Origin of the sequence: Nocardia sp. NPDC059180, from assembly GCF_042754945.1 — a bacterium.
In the GTDB taxonomy this organism is placed as follows: Bacteria; Actinomycetota; Actinomycetes; order Mycobacteriales; family Mycobacteriaceae; genus Nocardia.
Genome location: NZ_JBHZBU010000002.1, coordinates 408,657 through 427,737, shown reverse-complemented (window position 1 = coordinate 427,737; position 19,081 = coordinate 408,657). Strand labels below are relative to the sequence as shown.

The window sequence follows — 19,081 nt, the reverse complement described above, 5'->3', positions numbered from 1 at the left end:
GGCGACCTTCTGGGTGCGTTCGGTGACATCTTCAGTGGCTTCGGCGGGCTTTCGAGCTTTTCCGCCGAATAGTAGGTAGGTCCTCGACAGCCCGCTGGATGCGATCCGGCGGGCTGTCGGCGTGCGTGGTGGTCGGCTCCTCCGCCTCTCCGGATGTTGCTGCGGTCGACGTAGGGATGTCGTATTTGGTAGGGAACCTTGCCAAAGCTCGGATTCTGGTAGAGACTCTTGCCAGAATGCTGGTAGGCGGGGCGTAGATCGATCGCGCAGTGCCGGCGGGACCCATGCCTACTCAAAGGAGAGTGCGCCCATGGATACGACCATCCCGAGTCGGCACCCGGATTCGCCGCGGGCTGTCCCCGGCCCAGGGCTGGGGGTACTCGCGCGAGCGCTCGGCGTGCGCAAGCCCACCTCGGCGCAGTTCCACGAACTGGGCGAGGCATTGAGCGTCGGCGATCTGCCGATGGACGAGCTGGTGGATTGGATGTACCGCGAAGGTATGGCGACCGCACGACCGCAGTTCGAGCGAGCTCTTCGCGAGGGGATCGCGACGGTGCCGGAGGCGCCCGGTCCGTTGCGTGAGTTCTTCGAGTCCATCGAAAACGTTCCGGACTGGGTCGACTGGGACAAGATCCGGCATGCGGAACGCGTATTCAGCATCGGTGGTCGCGACGGCTTGTATGTAGCGCGTGATATGTCGTTCCTCGGTGGGTACTTGGCATCGGGCTTCAACAAAACCCTGCTTCGCACAGGAGCTTTGGAAAAGGGGCCGGCCAAGCGGTTCGCCGAGACCACTCAGTGGGCGATGGATGTGACGTCCACCGGCGGCATGCGCCCACTAGGGCGTGGCTACCAGTCGACTGTGCACGTGCGGATGATCCATTCGATGGTCCGCCGTCATGTGGCGGCGTTGCCGGACTGGCGTGGCGAGGAGTGGGGATTGCCGATCAATCAGACCGATATGGCGGCCACGCTGGTCGGGGCGTTGATCGCGCCCATGGTAGGGGCGATCGGCATGGGGCAGCTGTCCACACCGCGTGACGCTGATGCGGCGGCGCACTTCACGCGGTACGTCGGCTGGGTGATGGGTGTGGAGGAACGCTTCCTGCCCAACAGCTTCCGTGACAGCGTCCGCATTCTCTATCACACGCTGACGGCGATCACGAACCCTGACGAGACCTCACCGCAGCTGGCGCTGCCGATGCGCGATGAACCGCTGGGCTGGCATTACCGGCACCTCACCGGACTGCGCAGGCCTATCGCGCGCTCACAGCACCTGTCGATCGCGACCATGTTCCTCGGGCCCGCCGCGATGCGGAAGCTCGGCCTGCCTCCCAAGGTCGTGCCCTGGTACCCGATGCTGCGTATACCGGTGAATCTCGGTCGGTCGATCTGGGCTCGGATCGTGCCCGGCGGATTCGATCGCGCCGCCGCACGAGGTCGCGCGGCGCAGGTGGCGTTCATTCGCACCTTGACCGGCAATGACACCGCTGTTATCGGTGACTCCGCCCAACACCTCGGGCACGCTGCCTGACCGCTACACCGTCGTTTCCGCGCTCGCTCGAAGCTCCGTCTACGCAGGATCGGCGCTTGCGAAAACTGGGTCCGGCGAAAATACGACTTGGCGTAGTAGTGGGTGCCGTCATCGGCTAGCGTTGGTCTCATGGACCTGATCTACAACGTCGTAGTCGTCACGCATCTGCTCGGAATGGCTGCGGTGGTTGGCGGTTACGCGGCTTCGCAGCCCGTGGTGTCGGAGCTGATGGTGTGGGGTGCGCGCCTGCAATTGATCACCGGAATCATCCTGGTCGGGCTGGCCGAGTCGATCGACTCGCTCGACAAGGATCTGGACATGGTGAAGATCGGCTTCAAGCTGGCCATCTCGGTACTGGTCGCGGCATTCGCGGAGATGAGCCGCGCCGATGCCAAGCGCGGCAAGGCCGTTCCGTGGATGACGCACGCGGCCGGCGGGCTGGCAATCGTCAATGTGCTGATCGCTGCGCTCTGGACCTGATCCCGCCGTTGCACGGTTCTCGGTGCCGGGATCGCCGGCACCGAGAACCGTGCGGTCAGGCCTCGAACAGCGTCTGCCCGAGGTAGCCGTCTGGCGTCAGGACCCCGGGTGGGATGACGAAGACCGCCGAGCCCACCGGAATCGTCCACACATTGAGCGCGTCGAATTCCGCCAGCCGCTGCTGCACCGGCAGGAACTGTGTCCTCACATCGCGTTGGTAGGCGGTGAACAACAAGCCCGAGTTCGAGGTCTCGCCCGGGCGCGGAGGGTCGTCGTAGTTGTAACCACGGCGCAGGAAACGCTCACCGTCATGGGTGTGATGGGCGCGCGCGATATGCGATGACGGGGGGATCACCGGAATGCCGGTGGCGTCGACGGCCGCGAAATCCGGTTCGTCGAACTCGGTGCTTCCGGTCAACGGCGCGCCGTTGGACAACCGGCGGCCGACCGTGAGTTCCCGTCCGTCGGGGTCGATTTCGTCCCAGGTGTCCAGCGTCATCGCGATCCGCCGCAACACCAGCGACGTCCCGCCCGCGAGCCATGGCTGCTCGGCACCGTCGTCCCACACCAGCCGTTCGAAATCCAGTGTGCCCGCAGCGAGGTTTACTGTGCCGTCGACCTGGCCCATCAGATTGCGCGGGGTGGTGCCCGGTGTGGCGTCGCGGAATCCGCGCTGCACCCAGCGGACCGAGACCAGCGACGTCACGCTCTTGCACAGCACCCGCACCGCGTGCGACACCGCCGTCGATTCCTCGGCGCAGACCTGTAGCAGCAGATCGCCGTCACCGTAGGCGGGGTCGAGCCGGTCGATGGCGAACGGCGGCAAGGGTTTCAGCCAGTCCGGGCGCCGCGCGGCCAACCCGGCGACCTCGAACACCCGCGGGCCGAAGCCAACGGTGACGGTGAGCCGCGACGGTCGTTGCGCCAGTTCCGGTTCGGTATCGCCGAGCGCCGGATGACCAGCGGTGAGCCGTGCGGCGTCTTCGGTCCAGATCTTCAAGACGCCGACGATGTCGTCGCGGTCGGTGCCCGGTCGCAGATCCAGCGCCACGAACGCCGCGTGTGCGGGCGGCGCGGTGGCGATACCGGCTTGATGTTCGCCGTAGAACGGTTCGACTGCGGCCGCGACCGGTTCGGTGTTGTCGCGGCTACTGGTGAACGCGGCCGCTCCCAGGCCGAGACCGGCGACGCCCGCAGCGGCGGCACCGCCACCGAGCAGGCTCCGCCGGTTCAGCCGCCGGGAACGGGCGCGGACCGGGTCAGCCACCGTGCGCCGGCGCCGCGGCACCGTCTTCGTGATCGCCGCCGGGTTCGTAATTCTCCTGATTGCCGGGGAAATCACGCACCTGCGCGGTGAACGTGGAGGTCGAGCCGTCGTCGAAGGTCAGGGTGACCGGGGCTTCCGAGCCGGTGCGCAGCGGACCGTTCAAGCCCATGAACATGATGTGGTTGCCGCCGGGCTCCAGGTCGAGCTCGCCGTTGGCGGGGATGGCGAATCCGCCCGCCTTCGGGCGCATGACCTTGACGCCGTCGTCGCCGGTCACCACCTCGTGAAGCTCGACAGTGGCCGAGGCCGGACTGCTCGCCGACACCACGGTGACGGTGCGGTCGCTGCCGTTGTGTAGCTGCCCGAACGCCGCTGACATGCCGCTGTCGGCGGCCTTGGCCCACTGCTCGGAAATGGTGACCGCGGCGGCGGAATCTGCCGGTGCGGCGGCGTCATCGGAGCAGCCGAGCACCATCAGCGGTGTGGCGGCGGCGAGGACGGTGGCGGCGGCGCGGCGTATGCGTGAGCGCGCCGGGGATGCCGAAGTGCGGTGGAACACGGGATCTCCCTGGGGGATTGATATCTGGTAGGTGAGGTCAGCGATAGCTCCCGGACCCGATCTGTGTCGTTCGCAGGAACCGATGGCCTCCGCGGTATTTCGGGACGAACGCCCGAAATCGTGTGGTGTAGCCGAAGCCCGACGCGATGTGAACCGCGTCAGGATCGGCCGCGGCGCGGTGGACGCGGCCGGATGCCGTTCGGTGCCGCGCGGATCGGCCGTCTGACCACGGGCTGGCCGGCGTCGGCGCCGCAGAGCTCGAGGCTGCTCGGCTTACCGACGAGGCATCGGCGCTGTGGAGTGCGAGGCTCCGGGCCCGGTAATCCGCCCACGCGCGAGTCCATCCGAGGTGCGCACTGGGCGAAACTTTGAGGAGCTACCAGGCCGCAGCCGGTGGTCCGCGGGTCCAGGCACCTGAGGTGAGCAGTGGCCGCGGTGGAATCAGCGGATCCGCGCTGGTGGCAAGGGAACTCGGAGCCCACGGCGGCGGGGCCGTGAGCGCGGCACGCAGCGCCACCATCGCACGATGAACGCTCGACACCGCACGGTTCGCAGCCAGCTCGGCACTGTGGATCAGCAGGGCGCCGACCGGAATGGCGAGCAGATGAGCGGCCAGCATGATCGCCGCGGACCCCGAACCGTGGTGGTGGCCGGGTCCAGCAGTCAGGGCGAGATGGCCGATGGCCTGCCCGGTAGTCAGCAGCAGCATCACCTGGGCGATACCGGGCCGGACGGGCAGCGCCCGGGCAACCACGCCGATGAGCGCACACGCGCCGAGCAACAGCGGCACCGACGACGACCCCGGCGTGACCACACCGCCACCGAGCGCGTGGGCGGCGATGCTCACCGCGCCGGACGCGGAGCCGACGAACGCGCCCCGCAAGGAGGCGGCAGCCGACCCGGAAGAACCCACCCGCTCATACTACGGCCGGTCGTAGCCCTCTCGCTGCCCGGTGCGCGCCCCGATCAGGTCTTGACGCCGAGGCCGAACACACTGGATACTTCGGTCGCATAGCTGTCAGGTATCAATTGCTTCACTATCAGACGAGAATTCGTTATCGGAGTGGGCATCATGGTCCTTCACGCAGTTCACGAGTTCGTCGCGCAGGTGAGCGATCCCACGCCACAGGCGCCACCGATCTCCGCGCAGATCGATGAACTCGTTCGCTATTTCACCTGGTTCGTTCTGCTGTCAGGAGTCCTCGGCATCACCGTCGCGGGTGGACGGTTCGCCTGGGAGAAGTGGAACAACGGGTCGCTGGCCTCGCCGAAGATGGTCGTCGGCGGCATGCTCGGCGGCGTCGTCGCCACCAGCGCGGGCACGCTGATGAACTCCCTGATCGGCTGAACCGATCGTGATCTCGCCGTAGCGTTCACCGAATCTCCACAATTGGCCCCGGATCTCTCCACAGCCGCTGGCTAATGTAACCCCGCATGGAGCACAGTGCGGCGCGCAGGATTCTGGTGGTCGATGACGAGATCACCATCGCCGAGTCGGTCGGGGCCCGGCTGCGTGCGGAGGGGTTCGAGGTGGAGCTCGCGCACGACGGTCCCGCCGCCGTCGCCGCCGCCGACGCTCGTCGCCCCGACCTGGTCGTGCTCGATGTGATGCTGCCCGGTTTCGACGGCCTCGAAGTGTGCCGGCGCATCCAGGCCGCCCGATCGGTGCCGGTGCTGATGCTGACCGCCCGGACCGAGGAGACCGATCAGCTGGTCGGGCTCGGCGTCGGGGCCGACGACTACCTCACCAAACCGTTCTCGATGCGCATTCTCACCGCCCGCGTGCACGCACTGCTGCGGCGGACGGAGCGGTCCGCCGATCAGGACGGCGCCGCCACCCTCCTGGTCGGTGATCTTCGCATCGACCTGGACGAACGGCGGGTCTGGCGCGCAGGTATCGAAACCCAGCTCACGCCGCTCGAGTTCGACCTGCTGGCCCGGCTGGCGCGTCGGCCACGGGCGGTGCTGGCCAGGGAACGCCTGCTGGAAGAGGTGTGGGATTGGGCCGATGCGGCAGGCAGTCGCGCAGTCGACAGCCATATCAAAGCGCTGCGGCGCAAGCTGGGCGCCGACCTCATCCGCACCGTGCACGGTGTCGGCTACGCCCTGGAAGCGCGATGAGTGCGCGATCGCAGGCACCGGAAAAGGCCGCCGTGGGCATCGCGGGACGAATGCGGCAGGTGACCACCTGGGTGTCCGACGCTCTGCCGCGTCCGCTGGACCCGGTGCGCTCGATCAAACTCAAGCTCGCGATCCTCATGCTCGGCGCGGCGGGCGTCGCGTTCGGATACTTCCGATGGCAGATCGGCTGGCTGCCGCCGCGCACCACCCTCGCCGCGACCGCGCTCGCGCTGGTCACCTCGCAGTTCCTGGCGCACGGCATCACCCGGCCGCTGCGGGAGATGACCGCGGCCGCCAAAGGCATGGCCCACGGCGATTACAGCAAGCGCGTGCGGGCGAGCTCGCGCGACGAGGTCGGTGAGCTGGCCGAGGCGTTCAACCAGATGGCGGCCGATCTGGCCGCCGCCGACCGGCAGCGTCGCGAACTGATCGCCAACGTCTCCCATGAACTACGCACGCCCGTCACCGCCCTCAACGCATTGCTGGAGAACCTGGTCGATGGTGTCTCAGAACCCGACCCGCGCACGCTGCGCACGGCACTGGCCCAGACCGAGCGGCTCGGCCTGCTCGTCACCGAACTGCTGGATCTGTCCAGTATCGAAGCGGGCGCGGTTCCGCTGGATCGCGAGCGTTTCCCGATCGAGCCGCTGCTGACCGAAGTGGTAGCCGAAGCGGAGGTCACGACCGCCGCCCTCGGGCGCGGTGTGCGGTTCAGCACCGACGTGCGCCTCGGTGCGGTGTCCGTATTCGCCGACCGCGCCCGCCTGCATCAAGTGCTGCTCAACCTGCTCGACAACGCCGCCAGGCACGGCCCGGCCGGTGGAGAGGTGCGCATCGAGGTCAGCGGCGAGCAGGACCGCGTCGTCATCGACGTCGGCGACGACGGCCCCGGCATCCCGCCCGCCGAACGTGCCCACATCTTCGACCGTTTCACCCGCGGCGGCCGCACCGACGGCGGCGGCACCGGCCTCGGGCTGGCCATCGCCCGCTGGGTCGTCGACCTGCACGGCGGCACCATCGCCGTCGCCGATCCGGGCTCCCGCATCCGAGTGGTTCTGCCCGGCCACTGACCCGTACCGACCGACACCCAGGACCGATCCGGCCCCGGGGCGATCCCGCACACCCATAGGAGGGGACATCCATGCCCACAGAACCAGATTCGGCAGATTCGACGCGACCGGTACCGGAGCGATCCGGGGCCGCCGAAGATCCGGTTTCGCGCCCCGCCTCCGATGGCTCGGTTCGTGCGTCGGCTGTTTCGAACGAGAAGGCGACGGCGGCCGAAAGCTCCGCAGTGGTGGGCAGCCCTGTGACGGTGAAGTCGGAGCTTGCGGCTGGGGCCGCCGTCGCGGGCCAGGCGGCCGGTGAGTCGGCGAGTGCCACGTCTTCTCCCACCGGCGGCGCAGGCCCCACGTCGGTGGGGGCCGAACCCGGCACACAGGCCCACCTTCCGCTACCACCGGCAGGTGCCCTGATCGCACAACCACCGAACTACCGGCCGCCGACAACTCCCATGCCGCCGATGGCCGCGCCGGCACCACCACCGAAGTGGCGCAGGGTCGCCCAGCCTGGGGGTTTGCTTCCCGCAGCGGCCATCTCGGGTCTGGCCGCCGCCGTCCTGATCCCCACCGACCGCCCCGGCATCGGCTGGCTACTCGCCGCCGGTGTCGTCGTAGCGGCGATCGTGACCGTCCTTCGGCGCTCGCAGCGGACGCCGATCGACAGTTCTTCTCGCGTGAAGAGCGATGCCGCTGCACGTCTTGCTGAGACCCCCGCATCGCCCGATGGTGCCGCATCCGGGTCGACCGCGCCCGCGGCGAGTCCGGCCCTTTCCAGTGACCCGAGTCGCACATCCGATGTGGGCTCGGCGACGCCCGGTACGGCATCGCGCGCGTCGGCCGAGTCTGCGCCGGGCCCATCGGACGAGCGTGTGGCGGGTGCGTCAGCCGAGTCTGCGCCGGATGCGTCGTCGGCCGACGTGAATGCCAAGGCCGAGACAACAGTTGAGGCTCGCATCCAGAGCAACGGCGACAGTAGAGCCGGATCGACCGACGAAACGGCCTCGGACGGGTCGCCTTCCGCGGCGGCGTCAGCCCTCCGCAGCTGGGGGAGTGGTCGTATCTGGTGGACGGTGCTGGCGTTGGCGCTGCTGTCGGTGGGTTCTTTCCGAGCCGCCGGATGGTTGTTCGTGCTGTGTGTCTTGGCGGCAGCGGCCGCGGGGTCGCTGGCGGCGGTGGGGCCGCGGTCGGTGTTCGGGTTGCGGTACGACCTTTTCGCAGTCCCGGTGGAGGCGGTGCGGAGTCTGCCGTGGGTCTATGCGGGTGCACGGCGCGTGCAAGGTCCGGCACGGGCGCGTGGGGTGCGGCTGGCCGGGTCGGTGGTGGCGACGGTGTTGTTGCTCGCGGTGTTCGTTCCGCTGCTCGGCAGTGCGGATGCGACATTCGCTCGATTGGTCGAAAACCTCGTACCGACCATCGATTCCGCGGCTGTTTCGCAATGGATCCTGATGTTCGTCATTGCCGGGCTCGGCACCGTCGGCGCGCTGTACGTGATCGCCGGACCGCCTCGCCGGGCCGACTCCGACGCACCCGACGCCGGCCGGCGTCTGCGTCGTACCGAATGGGCGCTACCGGTGGCCGCACTGACGGCGCTGTTCGCGGTCTTCGTGACCGTGCAGTTCGTCGCCTTGTTCGGCGGTGACGATTACGTCCAGCGCACCGCGGGCCTCACCTATGCCGAATACGCGCGCAGCGGCTTCTGGCAGCTGTCGACGGTCACCATTCTCACCCTCGCGGTGATCGCGATCGTACTGCGCTGGGCTGCACGGGATTCGGCGCCGGATCGACTGTGGCTGCGGATCTCGCTGTCAGCGGTCGCGGTGCTGTCGCTGATCATCGTGGCCTCGGCGATCAACCGGATGTGGACCTACCAGCAGGCCTACGGGTTCACTGTGCTGCGGGTACTGGTGCTGACCTGCGAGCTGTGGATCGGATCGGTCTATCTGCTGGTCCTGGTCGCGGTGCTGCGGCTGCGGTACCGGCGCCTCGGCCGCGCCGCCGTGGGCACCGCCATGGTGACGCTGCTCGCGCTGGCGGTCCTCGATCCGGAACGCCTTGTCGCGGACAAGAACATCGACCGCTGGCAGGCCGGGCACGAACTCGACGCCGAGTACCTGAGCGGGCTGTCCACCGACATCCTGCCCGCCACCGACCGGCTGCCTGCGGGTCTGCGAGCCACCATCGCGGACCCCCTCCGAGACCGCGTGCCCGCCGACACCTGGCGCAGCTGGAACCTATCGCGTTCGGCCGCCCGATGACGGTGGGCTCAGCCGCGTTCCGGTGGCGCGAGCACACCGCCGAGCAGATTCGGGAACCAGCGGTAGGCGGCGATCATGGCGCGGCTGTAGCGCGGAACGATGATGTACTGCTGATTGCGGCGCATACCGCGCATGATGGCGCACGCCGCCCGGTCGGGGCTGATCACGTCGATGGGCTTGCGTATCAGTGCCGCGGCTCCGGTCGATCCTGACGGCGTCGCACCGGGGACCGCGACACTGATCCGGACCCCGGTGCCCGCCGCCTCGGCCCGCAACGATGTGGTCAGCCCGACCACCGCATGCTGTGTCATTGCATACGCCACCGATCGGGCCGTCGGCACCATCCCGGCCACCGACGCGGTATTGACGATGTGCCCGAAGCCCTGCGCCCGCATCAGGGCGTATCCGTGCCGGGTACCGTGCACGACGCCCCACATGTTGACGTCGACGAGATCGCGCCACTGCTGTGGAGAAAGTTCCTCGAACCGGCCGTCGACGCGGACATCGGCGTTGTTGAACAGATAGTCGATCCGCCCGAGGTCGGCAACGGTGCCGGTGAGCAGGCGACGGACCCGGTCGTCGTCGGCGACGTCGACCACCTGCGTGTACCGGCTGGCGCCGTCGAGGCCACGCGAGAGCTCGCGCAGACCGGCGGCGTCGCCGTCGGCGGCGACCACACAGACACCGGCCGTCACCAGTCGCCGGCACAGCGCCGCACCGATCCGCGACGTCGCGCCGGTGACCACCGCCACTTTCTCGACACCCACCGACACAACTAAACACCGATGTTTTACATCGTCAAATCTGGTGCCGGAACGGCGTGCCCGCTTCTCTGCGCGGAAACCGCAGGCGATCGATGTTCTCCACGATGGCGCGAGTGAGCGCCCGCTCGGGCGCGGACGCGGCGCGGCGAGCGGTGCTGATCAACACGAACTCGGTGCTCCCCGGACTCGGCAGACCGTGCACCGGGTAGAGGTCGGCGGGCAGCAGGCTCTCGCTGTGCACCGCGAATCCGAGCCCCGCAAGCACCGCCGCGCGCAAGCCGAGCTGACCTTTGGTGGTGCAGGCGATCCGATGGGTCAGCCCGGCGCGGTCGAGCGTGCTGAGCGCGGCGTCGCGGGTCAGGCTCGGCGGTAGGTAGGTGACCACCGGGATCGGCTCGCCGGGCGCGGGAGCGGTCGCGCCGGCAGGCCCGACCCACACCAGGCGATCGGTGTAAACCAGCCTGCCGTGCTGTTCGCCGGGTCTGCGTTTGACGAACGCGAGGTCGAGATGGTTGCGCCGCAGCCTGGCGTGCACCTCTTCGCTGAGCCCGACCGACATGTCCAGGTCGACGCGCGGATAGTCGCGGCGGAAGTCACGCAGGATCTCCGGCAGGGTCTCGGCGACCAGGTCTTCGGAGACGCCGAACCGGATGCGCCCGGTGACGGTCTCACCCCCGAAGTACTGTGCCGCCCGGCTCTGCGCGTCCAGGATCTCGCGGGCGAACGCGAGCATGGCCGCGCCGTCGGAGGTGAGGGTGACCGAATGGGTGTCGCGCAGGAACAGCTCACGACCGAGTTCGCGCTCGAGTTTGGCGACGTGCCCGCTGACGGTGGGCTGACGCAGCCCCAGCTGACGTGCGGCAGCGGTGAAACCACCATGCTGCTCCACCGCCACGAAACTACGCAGCAGCACCGGATCGAACACGACCACACCTCGTTATCGCGATTCGTGATAGCTGATATAGCACCTATCGTATTCCTCGATGATGTGCTCCGGCCTAATGTTCATCCAATGCGTTTCCTGAGCAGGTTCTCGATCGATGGCTTCGTCCTCGCCATCTTCGCGATGGTCGGTGTCGCGACCGTCGTTCCGGCCTCGGGGACGGGCGCGGTCGTCCTGGACTGGGCCACCAAGGCCGCCATCGCGGCATTGTTCTTCATCTATGGCGCGCGCCTGTCGCCTGCACAGGCGTGGCAGGGCGTCAAGCACTGGCGGCTGCACACGGTGATTCTGGCGACCACCTTCGTGGTGTTCCCCCTGCTCGGGCTGGCTTTGCGGGTGTTGGTGCCCGGAGTGCTGTCGGAGGAGCTCTACGCGGGTGTGCTGTTCCTGTGCTTGGTGCCCTCGACGGTGCAGTCCTCGATCGCATTCACCTCCATCGCGCGCGGCAATGTCGGCGGGGCGATCGTCAGCGCGTCGTTTTCCAATCTGCTCGGCGTCTTCCTGACACCGCTGCTGGTGGTGGCGCTGATGCACACCACAGGGGAGGCCCATATCGACGCCGGCGCCGCGGTGGCGATCGTGGCGCAGTTGTTGGTGCCGTTCCTGCTCGGGCAGCTCGCCCGCCCCTGGATAGGCGGGTGGCTCACCCGGCATGCGCAGCCGGTGAAGCTGGTCGATCGCGGGTCCATCTTGCTCGTCGTCTATGCCGCCTTCAGTGCGGGTATGCGGGAGGACATCTGGAGCAAGGTCGGCGTCGGCGACATCCTCGTGCTGCTTGCGGTGTCGGCGGTACTGTTCGCCGTGGTGGCGGGCACGACGACGTGGGCGGGCAAGCTGTTCGGGTTCCCTCGCGAGGACCGGATCGTTATCCTGTTCGCGGGATCGAAGAAGAGCCTCGCCTCCGGTCTGCCCATGGCGGCGGTGCTGTTCGGCGGCACCGATGTGGGCCTGATGGTGTTGCCGCTCATGCTGTTCCATCAACTACAGCTGATCGCTTGTGCCGTCATCGCACAGCGGATGGGACGGCAGGCCGAAGCGCATGAGAACGCTCAGGCAGACGCGGCTCCGGCAGCAGCCATCCAGAATTCCCATTGACATTCATCGGATTCGGCCGCTAAGTTAGGCGACCTCATGGGTACTTTGTTGATCTTCCTGTAAACCCGCTCCGCACGCGTCGAGCCGCTCGGATATCGAGCCGGCTCCGTCTGCGGACTCCCGCGCATCCTCGGTTTCTTCCGGTGTGGTGATGCGTGGGTCCGGTAACACGGCCTTTCGGCCGGACAGGAGGACAACCTTGCATACTGCTGCTGCTCAACTCACCCTCACCGACATCACGAAACGCTACAGCGAGCGGATGGTGCTCGATCGGGCGTCGCTGACGATCCGGCCGGGCGAAATCGCTGGCATCGTCGGCGACAACGGATCCGGTAAATCGACCCTGCTGCGGTTGATCGCCGGGCGCGAGGCCCCCGACAACGGGGACATCACCGTGCATATGCCAGGAGGGATCGGCTACCTGCCACAAACACTGGAACTGCCGGATTCGGCGACCGTCATTGACGCCATCGACGCGGCGCTCGCCGACATCCGCGCCCTCGAGGCGCAACTGCGTGCAGCCGAAATCGCGCTCGCCGCACCGGAATCGACTCAGGACATGCTCGATCGCTACGCCGAGCTCGTCCAGCGATTCGAGCTGCTTGGCGGCTATGACGCCGACCGGCGCGTCGACATCGCCCTCGCCGGGCTCGGCCTTCCCGACCTGGACCGCGACCGGACACTGGCCACCTTGTCCGGCGGTGAACGATCCCGGTTGGCGCTGGCGGCGACGCTGGCCGCCGCACCGGAACTGCTGCTGCTCGACGAGCCGACCAACGATCTGGACGACCGCGCGGTGGCGTGGCTGGAGCGACGTCTGCTTGCCCATCGCGGCACGGTGGTCGCGGTGACCCACGACCGGGTTTTCCTGGAACGGATCACCACAACGATCGTGGAGGTCGATTCCGGCGCTGTGGCACGCTTCGGCGACGGATACGCGGGTTATCTGGCGGCGAAAGCGGCTCAACGCAGACGGTGGGAGGCCGACTTCCTGCAATGGCGCACGGAACTGGCACGAAGCCGGGCGCTCGCCGAATCGAATGTCGTTCGGTTGGACGCTATTCCGCGGAAGCTGCCGCTCGCGGTATTCGCGGCGGGTCCGTTCCGGGCGCGTGGCCGCGACCACGGTGCCAGATCCCGGATCCGCAATGCCAAGGAGCGGATGGCCAGGTTGACCGAAAATCCGGTGGCCGAACCGCCGGATCCGCTGCGATTCACCGCACAGCTAGGCCGCGTCACCGATACCGACGGTCCGGTGGCAATGCTCACCGATGTCGCTGTACCGCAACGTCTCCAGGTGGATCAGCTGTCGATCGCCGACGGCGAACGGATGCTGATCACCGGACCCAACGGTGCGGGCAAGACCACCCTGTTGAGGCTGCTCGCAGGCGAACTGAACGCACCCACCGGTGTTGTGCGGGTTCGTGGGCCGGTGGGATTGCTGCGTCAGCAGCACACTCGGTGGCCGGTGGAAGCGACGGTCCTGCACGCTTATGCGGCCCGGCGATCGATACACGCCGATGACGCAGCAGCAGAGCTGCTCGGCACCGGACTGTTCCGTCCGGCGGACCTCACCCGGCGCATCGGCGAGCTGTCCTACGGCCAACGCCGCCGCCTCGATCTGGCCCGGCTGATCGCCGACCCGGTCGACCTGTTGCTGCTCGACGAACCCACCAACCATCTTGCGCCCGCTCTGGTGGAGGAGTTGGAGGAAGCACTGGATGGCTACCCGGGTGCGCTGGTGGTGGTCACCCACGACCGTGGCATGCGATCTCGGTTCCGGGGGACACACCTGGAACTCGCCGCGGGACAGGTGGTGTCCCGCAGCGAGGTCGGCTCTTCGGCGGCGGAACCGGCACTGTCGCTGGCGGCGCGGTGATCGCTACCGGGCGAAGTTCGCGGCGTTCTCGGCGAGATCCAGCACCGGCTGGGGCACGATGCCGAGGACGAGCGTGACGGCGGCGGTGACGGCGATCAATGCGTTGGTCGTCACCGGCGCCGTCACCACCGGCGCGTCGGCGGGTGGGTCGGTGAAGAACATCAGCACGATCACCCGGATATAGAAGAATGCGGCGACGGCGCTGGCGAGCACACCGACGATCACCAGATAGGCGGCGTCTCCGTCGGCTGCGGCTTGGAAGACAGCGAACTTGGCGACGAAACCGCTCGTCAACGGCAGACCGGCGAAGGAAAGCAGCAGCAGCGCGAACACCGAAGCCAGCCACGGGGATCGACGCCCGAGGCCCGCCCAGCGGTCCAGCGAGGTGGCTTCCTCGCCGGACGGTTCGCGAACCAGGCCCACAAGGGCGAATGCGCCGAGCGTGCTCAGACCGTAGGTGAACAGATAGAACAGCACCGCCGACACACCGGCGTCGTTGGCCGCCACCAGCGCGGTCAGCAGGAAACCCGCATGGGCGACCGACGAATAGGCCAGCATCCGTTTGACATCGGTCTGGGTGATCGCCATGACCGCACCCACCACCATGGTCGCCACGGCCACCGCGCCGAGCACCGGCCGCCAGTCCTCGGCCAACCCCGGCACCCCGACCTGCAGCACCCGCAGCAGCGCTCCGACCGCGGCGATCTTGGTGGCCGCGGCCATGAATGCCGTCACCGGAGTCGGCGCACCCTGGTACACATCGGGAACCCAGGATTGGAACGGCACCGCGCCGATCTTGAACAGCAACCCGACCGCCAACATCGCCACACCCAGCAACGCGAGGGTGGCGTCACCGGTGTCGGCGGCGAGGGCGTCGGCGATGCCACCCAGCCGGACGGTTCCCGTGGCGCCGTAGAGCAGCGCGACGCCGTAGAGGAAGAACGCCGAGGAGAACGCGCCGAGCAGGAAGTACTTCAGCGCCGCCTCCTGCGAGAGCAGCCGCTTGCGGCGAGCCAGCCCACACAGCAGATACAGCGGCAGCGACAGCACCTCGAGCGCAACGAACATCGTCAGCAAGTCGTTCGACGCCGGGAACAGCAGCAGCCCGCCCACCGCAAGCATGGTCAACGGGAAGACCTCGGTCGCCACCACACCCGAAGCGGCGGCCGCCTTTTCGGCCGCGCTCCCCGGCACCGCGGAGGCCTGCGGGGTGAAGGCTTCGAGCTCGAACCTCGGCCGGGCCGCGGCGCGCGTCCAGGTGCCGGGTCCCGAGCGCGGCGCGGCCGCACGCTGACCGATGAACACCAGGCCGAGCATCGACACCACCAGCAGCGTGCCCTGCAGGAACAGCGTCACGCCATCGACGGCGACGGCGCCGACGGCCGCTGTCGTCTGCGTGCCTGCCAGCACGATCACCGCCACCAGCGCGGCGACCAAGGCGGCCAGACCCAGCGTCATCTGCGTGAGATAGCGGTAGCGGCGGGGGACGAAAGCCTCCACCAGCACGCCGATCACTGCCGCGCCGAACACGATCAGCATCGGCGAGAGCTTGCCGTATTCGATACTCGGTGCGGGCACCGTTGCCGCGAGGACGGTCCCGACGTCGAGGTCACCGCTCATTTGTGCGCACCTCCGGTAGTCGCGGTGCCTGCCTCGGGTTGGGCCGGGGCCGACGGTTCGGGGTCGGTGATGCCGACTGTGGTGAGGGTCTGATGGACAGCGGGATCGATGAAGTCGGTGATCGGCTTCGGGTAAACCCCGAGGAAGATCAGGGCCGCGATCAGCGGCACCACCACCGCCAACTCGCGCGGCACCAGATCACGGATCCGTTCGTTGCCCTCGGTCACCGGGCCGGTCATCATCCGCTGGTACATCCACAGCACGTAGATCGCCGCCAGGACGAGCGCGCCGGTGGCGATGATTGCCGCGACCTGGTATCGGCTGAAAGTCCCGACCAGGACCAGGAATTCACTCACGAACGGCGCCAGCCCCGGTAGTGACAGGGTGGCCAGACCCGCGATGAGGAACGTGCCCGCCAGCACCGGCGCGACCTTCTGCACACCGCCGTAATCGGCGATCATCCTGGTCCCGCGACGCGAGACCAGGAATCCGGCGATCAGGAACAACGCGGCGGTGGAGATGCCGTGATTGACCATGTAGAGCGTGGCGCCGGTCTGGGCTTGGCTGGTCAGCGCGAAGATGCCGAGGATGATGAATCCGAAATGCGAGATCGAGGTGTAGGCGATCAGCCGCATCACATCGGTCTGGCCGATCGCGACGAGCGCGCCGTAGATGATCGCGATCACCGCGAGGGTGACGATCAACGGCGCGTAGGTCTGTGTGGCGTCCGGGAACAGCAGCAGGCCGTAGCGCAGCATGCCGAACGTGCCGACCTTGTCGACCACCGCCATCATCAGCACCGCACTCGACGGCGTCGCCGCCACCGCGGCATCGGGCAGCCAGGTGTGCAGCGGCCACAGCGGCGCCTTTACCGCGAACGCGAACATGAACCCGAGGAACAGCGCATTGAGCAATGCGGGATCGGCACCCAGCTCGCCCGCATTGGCCGCGGAGACCACGGTGCGGAAATCGAAGGTTCCGGCCGTTCCGTCGCCGAGCCCCTGCTGGACGGTGAGCACATACAGCCCGATCACCGCCGCCAGCATGACGAGCCCGCCGAGCAGGTTGTACAGCAGGAACTTCACCGCGGCACGCGCACGACGCACCCGCATGGCTGGGTCATCGGTGCGTGGCCCGAAACCACCGATGAGGAAGTACATCGGGATGAGCATGGCCTCGAAGAACACGTAGAACAGCAGGATGTCCAGGGCCAGGAACGACATCAGCACCATGGCCTCGACGAGCAGGGTGAGCGCCACGTAGGTGTGGGCGACCCGGCGTCCGCTGCCGACTTCGCGTTCGTCGTGCCAGCCCGCCACGATGAGCAGCGGGACCAGTGCGGTCGTCAGAAGTACAAGGACGAGCGCGATACCGTCGACGCCGAGCGTGTAGCCGGCGCCGAACGCCGGTATCCAGCTGTGTGATTCGACGAACTGGAACTGCTCACCGCCGGGTTCGAAGCGGGTCGCGAGCAGCACCGCCACTACGAGCACCGCCACCGAGAATCCGAGCGCGACCCAGCGAGCGAGCACACGCTGAGTGGCGGGCAGCACCAGCACGATCACCGCACCCGCGACGGGCAGCAGCCACAGCGTGGTCAACCAGGGAAAATCACTCACCAGATCCTCACCGCCAGCAGGGCAGCGGCCACCAGAGCCGCGCCGGTGAACATGGACAGGGCGTAGGAGCGCACGAATCCGGTTTGCACCCGGCGGATTCGGGCGGACAGGCCACCGATGATCGCGGCGGTGCTGTTGACCAGTCCGTCGATGCCGCGGTTGTCGACGAAGACCAGCGAGCGGGTCAGATGCTGTCCGGGCCGCATGAGCCCCGCCTCGTTGATCGCGTCACCGTAGAGGTCCTTGCGGGCGGCGACGGTGAGCGCGGACACCTGCTCCGGCGCGGTCTCCGGGATCGGACGCCGCGCGTACTGCCGATACGCGACACCGACACCTGCGGCGACGACGAGCAACGCCAACGCAGTGATCACTGGCACCGGCAGCGCCGGTTCGCCGTGATGGGAGCCGACGACCGGTTCGAGCCAATTCTGCAACGCCGAACCCCACACCAGCAGCGCACCGGAGGCCACCGAGCCGACCGCGAGCAGGATCATCGGACCGGTCATCACCGCGGGCGCTTCGTGCGGGTGCGTGTCCGGCTTCCAGCGCCGCTCGCCGAAGAACGTCATCAGCATGACCCGCGTCATGTAGAAGGCGGTGAGCCCGGCACCGAGCAGGGTGACCGTACCGAGGGCCAGTCCGGCGGTACCACCTTCGGCGAAGGCGGCCTCGATGATGCGGTCCTTGGAGAAGAATCCGGCGAACGGCGGCACCCCGATGATGGCGAGATAACCCAGTCCGAAGGTCACATAGGTGATCGGCAGCAGGGTGCGTAGTCCGCCGTAGCGGCGCATATCGGTTTCGTCGTCCATGGCGTGCATGACCGATCCCGCGCCGAGGAACAGTCCGGCCTTGAAGAAGCCATGGGTCAGCAGATGCATGATGGCGACCGCGTAGCCCGCGGGACCGAGTCCGACGGCAAGCACCATGTAACCGATCTGGCTCATCGTCGAGGCCGCGAGCGCCTTCTTGATGTCGTCCTTGGCGCAGCCGATGATCGCGCCGAACAGCAGCGTCACCGCACCGACGAGCACCACGGCCAATTGTGCATTCGGTGCGAGATCGAAGACCGGGTTGGCGCGGGCGATGAGGTAGACGCCCGCGGTGACCATGGTCGCGGCGTGGATGAGCGCCGACACCGGGGTCGGGCCCTCCATCGCGTCACCGAGCCAGGACTGCAGCGGTACCTGCGCGGACTTACCGCAGGCAGCCAGCAGCAACAGCAATCCGATCGCGGTCAGCGTGCCCTCGCTCGCGGCAGGCGCGGCACCGAAAACCTCGGTGAACCCGATCGACCCGAAGGTGGCGAACATGACGAACATCGCCAGCGCCAACCCCATATCGCCCACCCTGTTGACCACGAACGCCTTCTTGGCCGCCGTTGCCGCCGACGGCTTGTGCTGCCAGAACCCGATCAGCAGATACGACGCCAGGCCGACACCTTCCCACCCGAGATAGAGCACGAGGAAGTTGTTCGCCAGCACCAGTACGAGCATCGCGGCGAGGAACAGGTTGAGGTAGGCGAAGAAGCGCCTGCGCGCCGGATCGTGGCTCATATAGCCGACCGAGTAGATGTGGATCAGCGAGCCGACTCCGGTGATCAGCAGCGCGAAACACATCGACAGCTGGTCGAGTTGGAGCCCGAACTCCACATTCAGCCCGGTGACCGGAACCCAGTGGTACAGCTCCAGTTCGATGGCGCGGGCGGCGTTATCACGACCGAGCATCTGGACGAACGCGACGATCGCGATCGCGAACGATGCCAGCGCGGTCAGACAGCCGAGCAGATGACCCCAGCCGTCGGCGCGACGGCCCGTGAGCAGCAGGAGGACGGCGCCGGCCAGGGGCAGGGTGGGCAGCAGCCACAGCATCGCGGTGTCCACG

Annotated in this window: 16 protein-coding genes; 8 read left to right on the top strand and 8 right to left on the bottom strand. The window is 67.7% G+C overall.

Translation table 11 applies throughout. From position 1 onward, the window contains the following. Positions 1-310 precede the first annotated feature (310 nt). Both ACFXNW_RS07985 and ACFXNW_RS07980 read left to right on the top strand, forming a co-directional pair. Positions 311-1,534, top strand: coding sequence for an oxygenase MpaB family protein (locus tag ACFXNW_RS07985; RefSeq protein ID WP_379416891.1), 1,224 nt, complete (start codon positions 311-313; stop codon positions 1,532-1,534). 129 nt (positions 1,535-1,663) lie between these two features. After that, the gene (locus tag ACFXNW_RS07980; RefSeq protein WP_379416890.1) at positions 1,664-2,014 is read left to right on the top strand and encodes a hypothetical protein; all 351 of its coding nucleotides are present in this window, start codon (positions 1,664-1,666) and stop codon (positions 2,012-2,014) included. A gap of 55 nt (positions 2,015-2,069) precedes the next feature. Here ACFXNW_RS07980 and ACFXNW_RS07975 read toward each other — a convergent pair whose 3' ends face one another. The 3 genes from ACFXNW_RS07975 to ACFXNW_RS07965 all read right to left on the bottom strand — a co-directional run bounded on the left by ACFXNW_RS07975 (position 2,070) and on the right by ACFXNW_RS07965 (position 4,753). Next, the gene (locus tag ACFXNW_RS07975) at positions 2,070-3,281 is read right to left on the bottom strand and encodes a Dyp-type peroxidase (RefSeq protein WP_379416889.1); all 1,212 of its coding nucleotides are present in this window, start codon (positions 3,279-3,281) and stop codon (positions 2,070-2,072) included. Next, a complete protein-coding gene (locus tag ACFXNW_RS07970) occupies positions 3,274-3,840 on the bottom strand; it encodes a copper chaperone PCu(A)C (RefSeq protein ID WP_379416888.1) in 567 nt (188 codons plus the stop codon). Before ACFXNW_RS07970 ends, ACFXNW_RS07975 begins: the two co-directional genes overlap by 8 nt. A 376-nt stretch (positions 3,841-4,216) precedes the next feature. Then, entirely contained in the window at positions 4,217-4,753 is a 537-nt protein-coding gene (locus tag ACFXNW_RS07965) for a hypothetical protein (protein WP_379416887.1), read from the bottom strand. A gap of 159 nt (positions 4,754-4,912) precedes the next feature. Between ACFXNW_RS07965 and ACFXNW_RS07960 the strand changes: the two genes are divergently transcribed. The 4 genes from ACFXNW_RS07960 to ACFXNW_RS07945 all read left to right on the top strand — a co-directional run bounded on the left by ACFXNW_RS07960 (position 4,913) and on the right by ACFXNW_RS07945 (position 9,277). Continuing rightward, positions 4,913-5,188, top strand: a complete 276-nt coding sequence (locus ACFXNW_RS07960; RefSeq protein WP_379416886.1) for a hypothetical protein — start codon at positions 4,913-4,915, stop codon at positions 5,186-5,188. Positions 5,189-5,274: 86 nt separating this feature from the next. Continuing rightward, on the top strand, positions 5,275-5,961 hold the full coding sequence (locus ACFXNW_RS07955; RefSeq protein WP_379416885.1) for a response regulator: 687 nt from the start codon (positions 5,275-5,277) through the stop codon (positions 5,959-5,961). Between the two features lie 50 nt (positions 5,962-6,011). After that, complete coding sequence (locus ACFXNW_RS07950; RefSeq protein ID WP_379417346.1) at positions 6,012-7,031, top strand: ATP-binding protein; 1,020 nt, start codon at positions 6,012-6,014, stop codon at positions 7,029-7,031. A gap of 452 nt (positions 7,032-7,483) precedes the next feature. After that, the gene (locus ACFXNW_RS07945) at positions 7,484-9,277 is read left to right on the top strand and encodes a DUF4153 domain-containing protein (RefSeq protein WP_379416884.1); all 1,794 of its coding nucleotides are present in this window, start codon (positions 7,484-7,486) and stop codon (positions 9,275-9,277) included. An 8-nt stretch (positions 9,278-9,285) separates the two neighbouring features. Here ACFXNW_RS07945 and ACFXNW_RS07940 read toward each other — a convergent pair whose 3' ends face one another. Then, on the bottom strand, positions 9,286-10,044 hold the full coding sequence (locus ACFXNW_RS07940) for an SDR family NAD(P)-dependent oxidoreductase (RefSeq protein WP_379416883.1): 759 nt from the start codon (positions 10,042-10,044) through the stop codon (positions 9,286-9,288). A 31-nt stretch (positions 10,045-10,075) separates the two neighbouring features. Further along, the gene (locus ACFXNW_RS07935) at positions 10,076-10,966 is read right to left on the bottom strand and encodes a LysR family transcriptional regulator (protein WP_379416882.1); all 891 of its coding nucleotides are present in this window, start codon (positions 10,964-10,966) and stop codon (positions 10,076-10,078) included. 87 nt (positions 10,967-11,053) lie between these two features. On the opposite strand from ACFXNW_RS07935, the gene ACFXNW_RS07930 reads away from it, so the two are divergent. After that, positions 11,054-12,079, top strand: coding sequence for a bile acid:sodium symporter family protein (locus ACFXNW_RS07930; RefSeq protein WP_379416881.1), 1,026 nt, complete (start codon positions 11,054-11,056; stop codon positions 12,077-12,079). Between the two features lie 199 nt (positions 12,080-12,278). Further along, the gene (locus ACFXNW_RS07925) at positions 12,279-13,958 is read left to right on the top strand and encodes a TlrC/CarA/OleB/SrmB family ABC-F type ribosomal protection protein (RefSeq protein WP_379416880.1); all 1,680 of its coding nucleotides are present in this window, start codon (positions 12,279-12,281) and stop codon (positions 13,956-13,958) included. 3 nt (positions 13,959-13,961) lie between these two features. Here ACFXNW_RS07925 and nuoN read toward each other — a convergent pair whose 3' ends face one another. From nuoN to nuoL, 3 genes are read right to left on the bottom strand one after another with little or no spacing between them, the layout of a single operon-like run. Further along, positions 13,962-15,578 (bottom strand): NADH-quinone oxidoreductase subunit NuoN, encoded by a 1,617-nt coding sequence (gene nuoN, locus ACFXNW_RS07920; protein ID WP_379416879.1) that lies wholly within the window; start codon positions 15,576-15,578, stop codon positions 13,962-13,964. Further along, positions 15,575-17,197, bottom strand: a complete 1,623-nt coding sequence (locus tag ACFXNW_RS07915; protein ID WP_379416878.1) for an NADH-quinone oxidoreductase subunit M — start codon at positions 17,195-17,197, stop codon at positions 15,575-15,577. The genes nuoN and ACFXNW_RS07915 overlap by 4 nt, the downstream gene beginning before the upstream one ends. Continuing rightward, complete coding sequence (gene nuoL / locus ACFXNW_RS07910; RefSeq protein ID WP_379417345.1) at positions 17,194-19,068, bottom strand: NADH-quinone oxidoreductase subunit L; 1,875 nt, start codon at positions 19,066-19,068, stop codon at positions 17,194-17,196. The genes ACFXNW_RS07915 and nuoL overlap by 4 nt, the downstream gene beginning before the upstream one ends. Between the last annotated feature and the right edge of the window lie 13 nt (positions 19,069-19,081).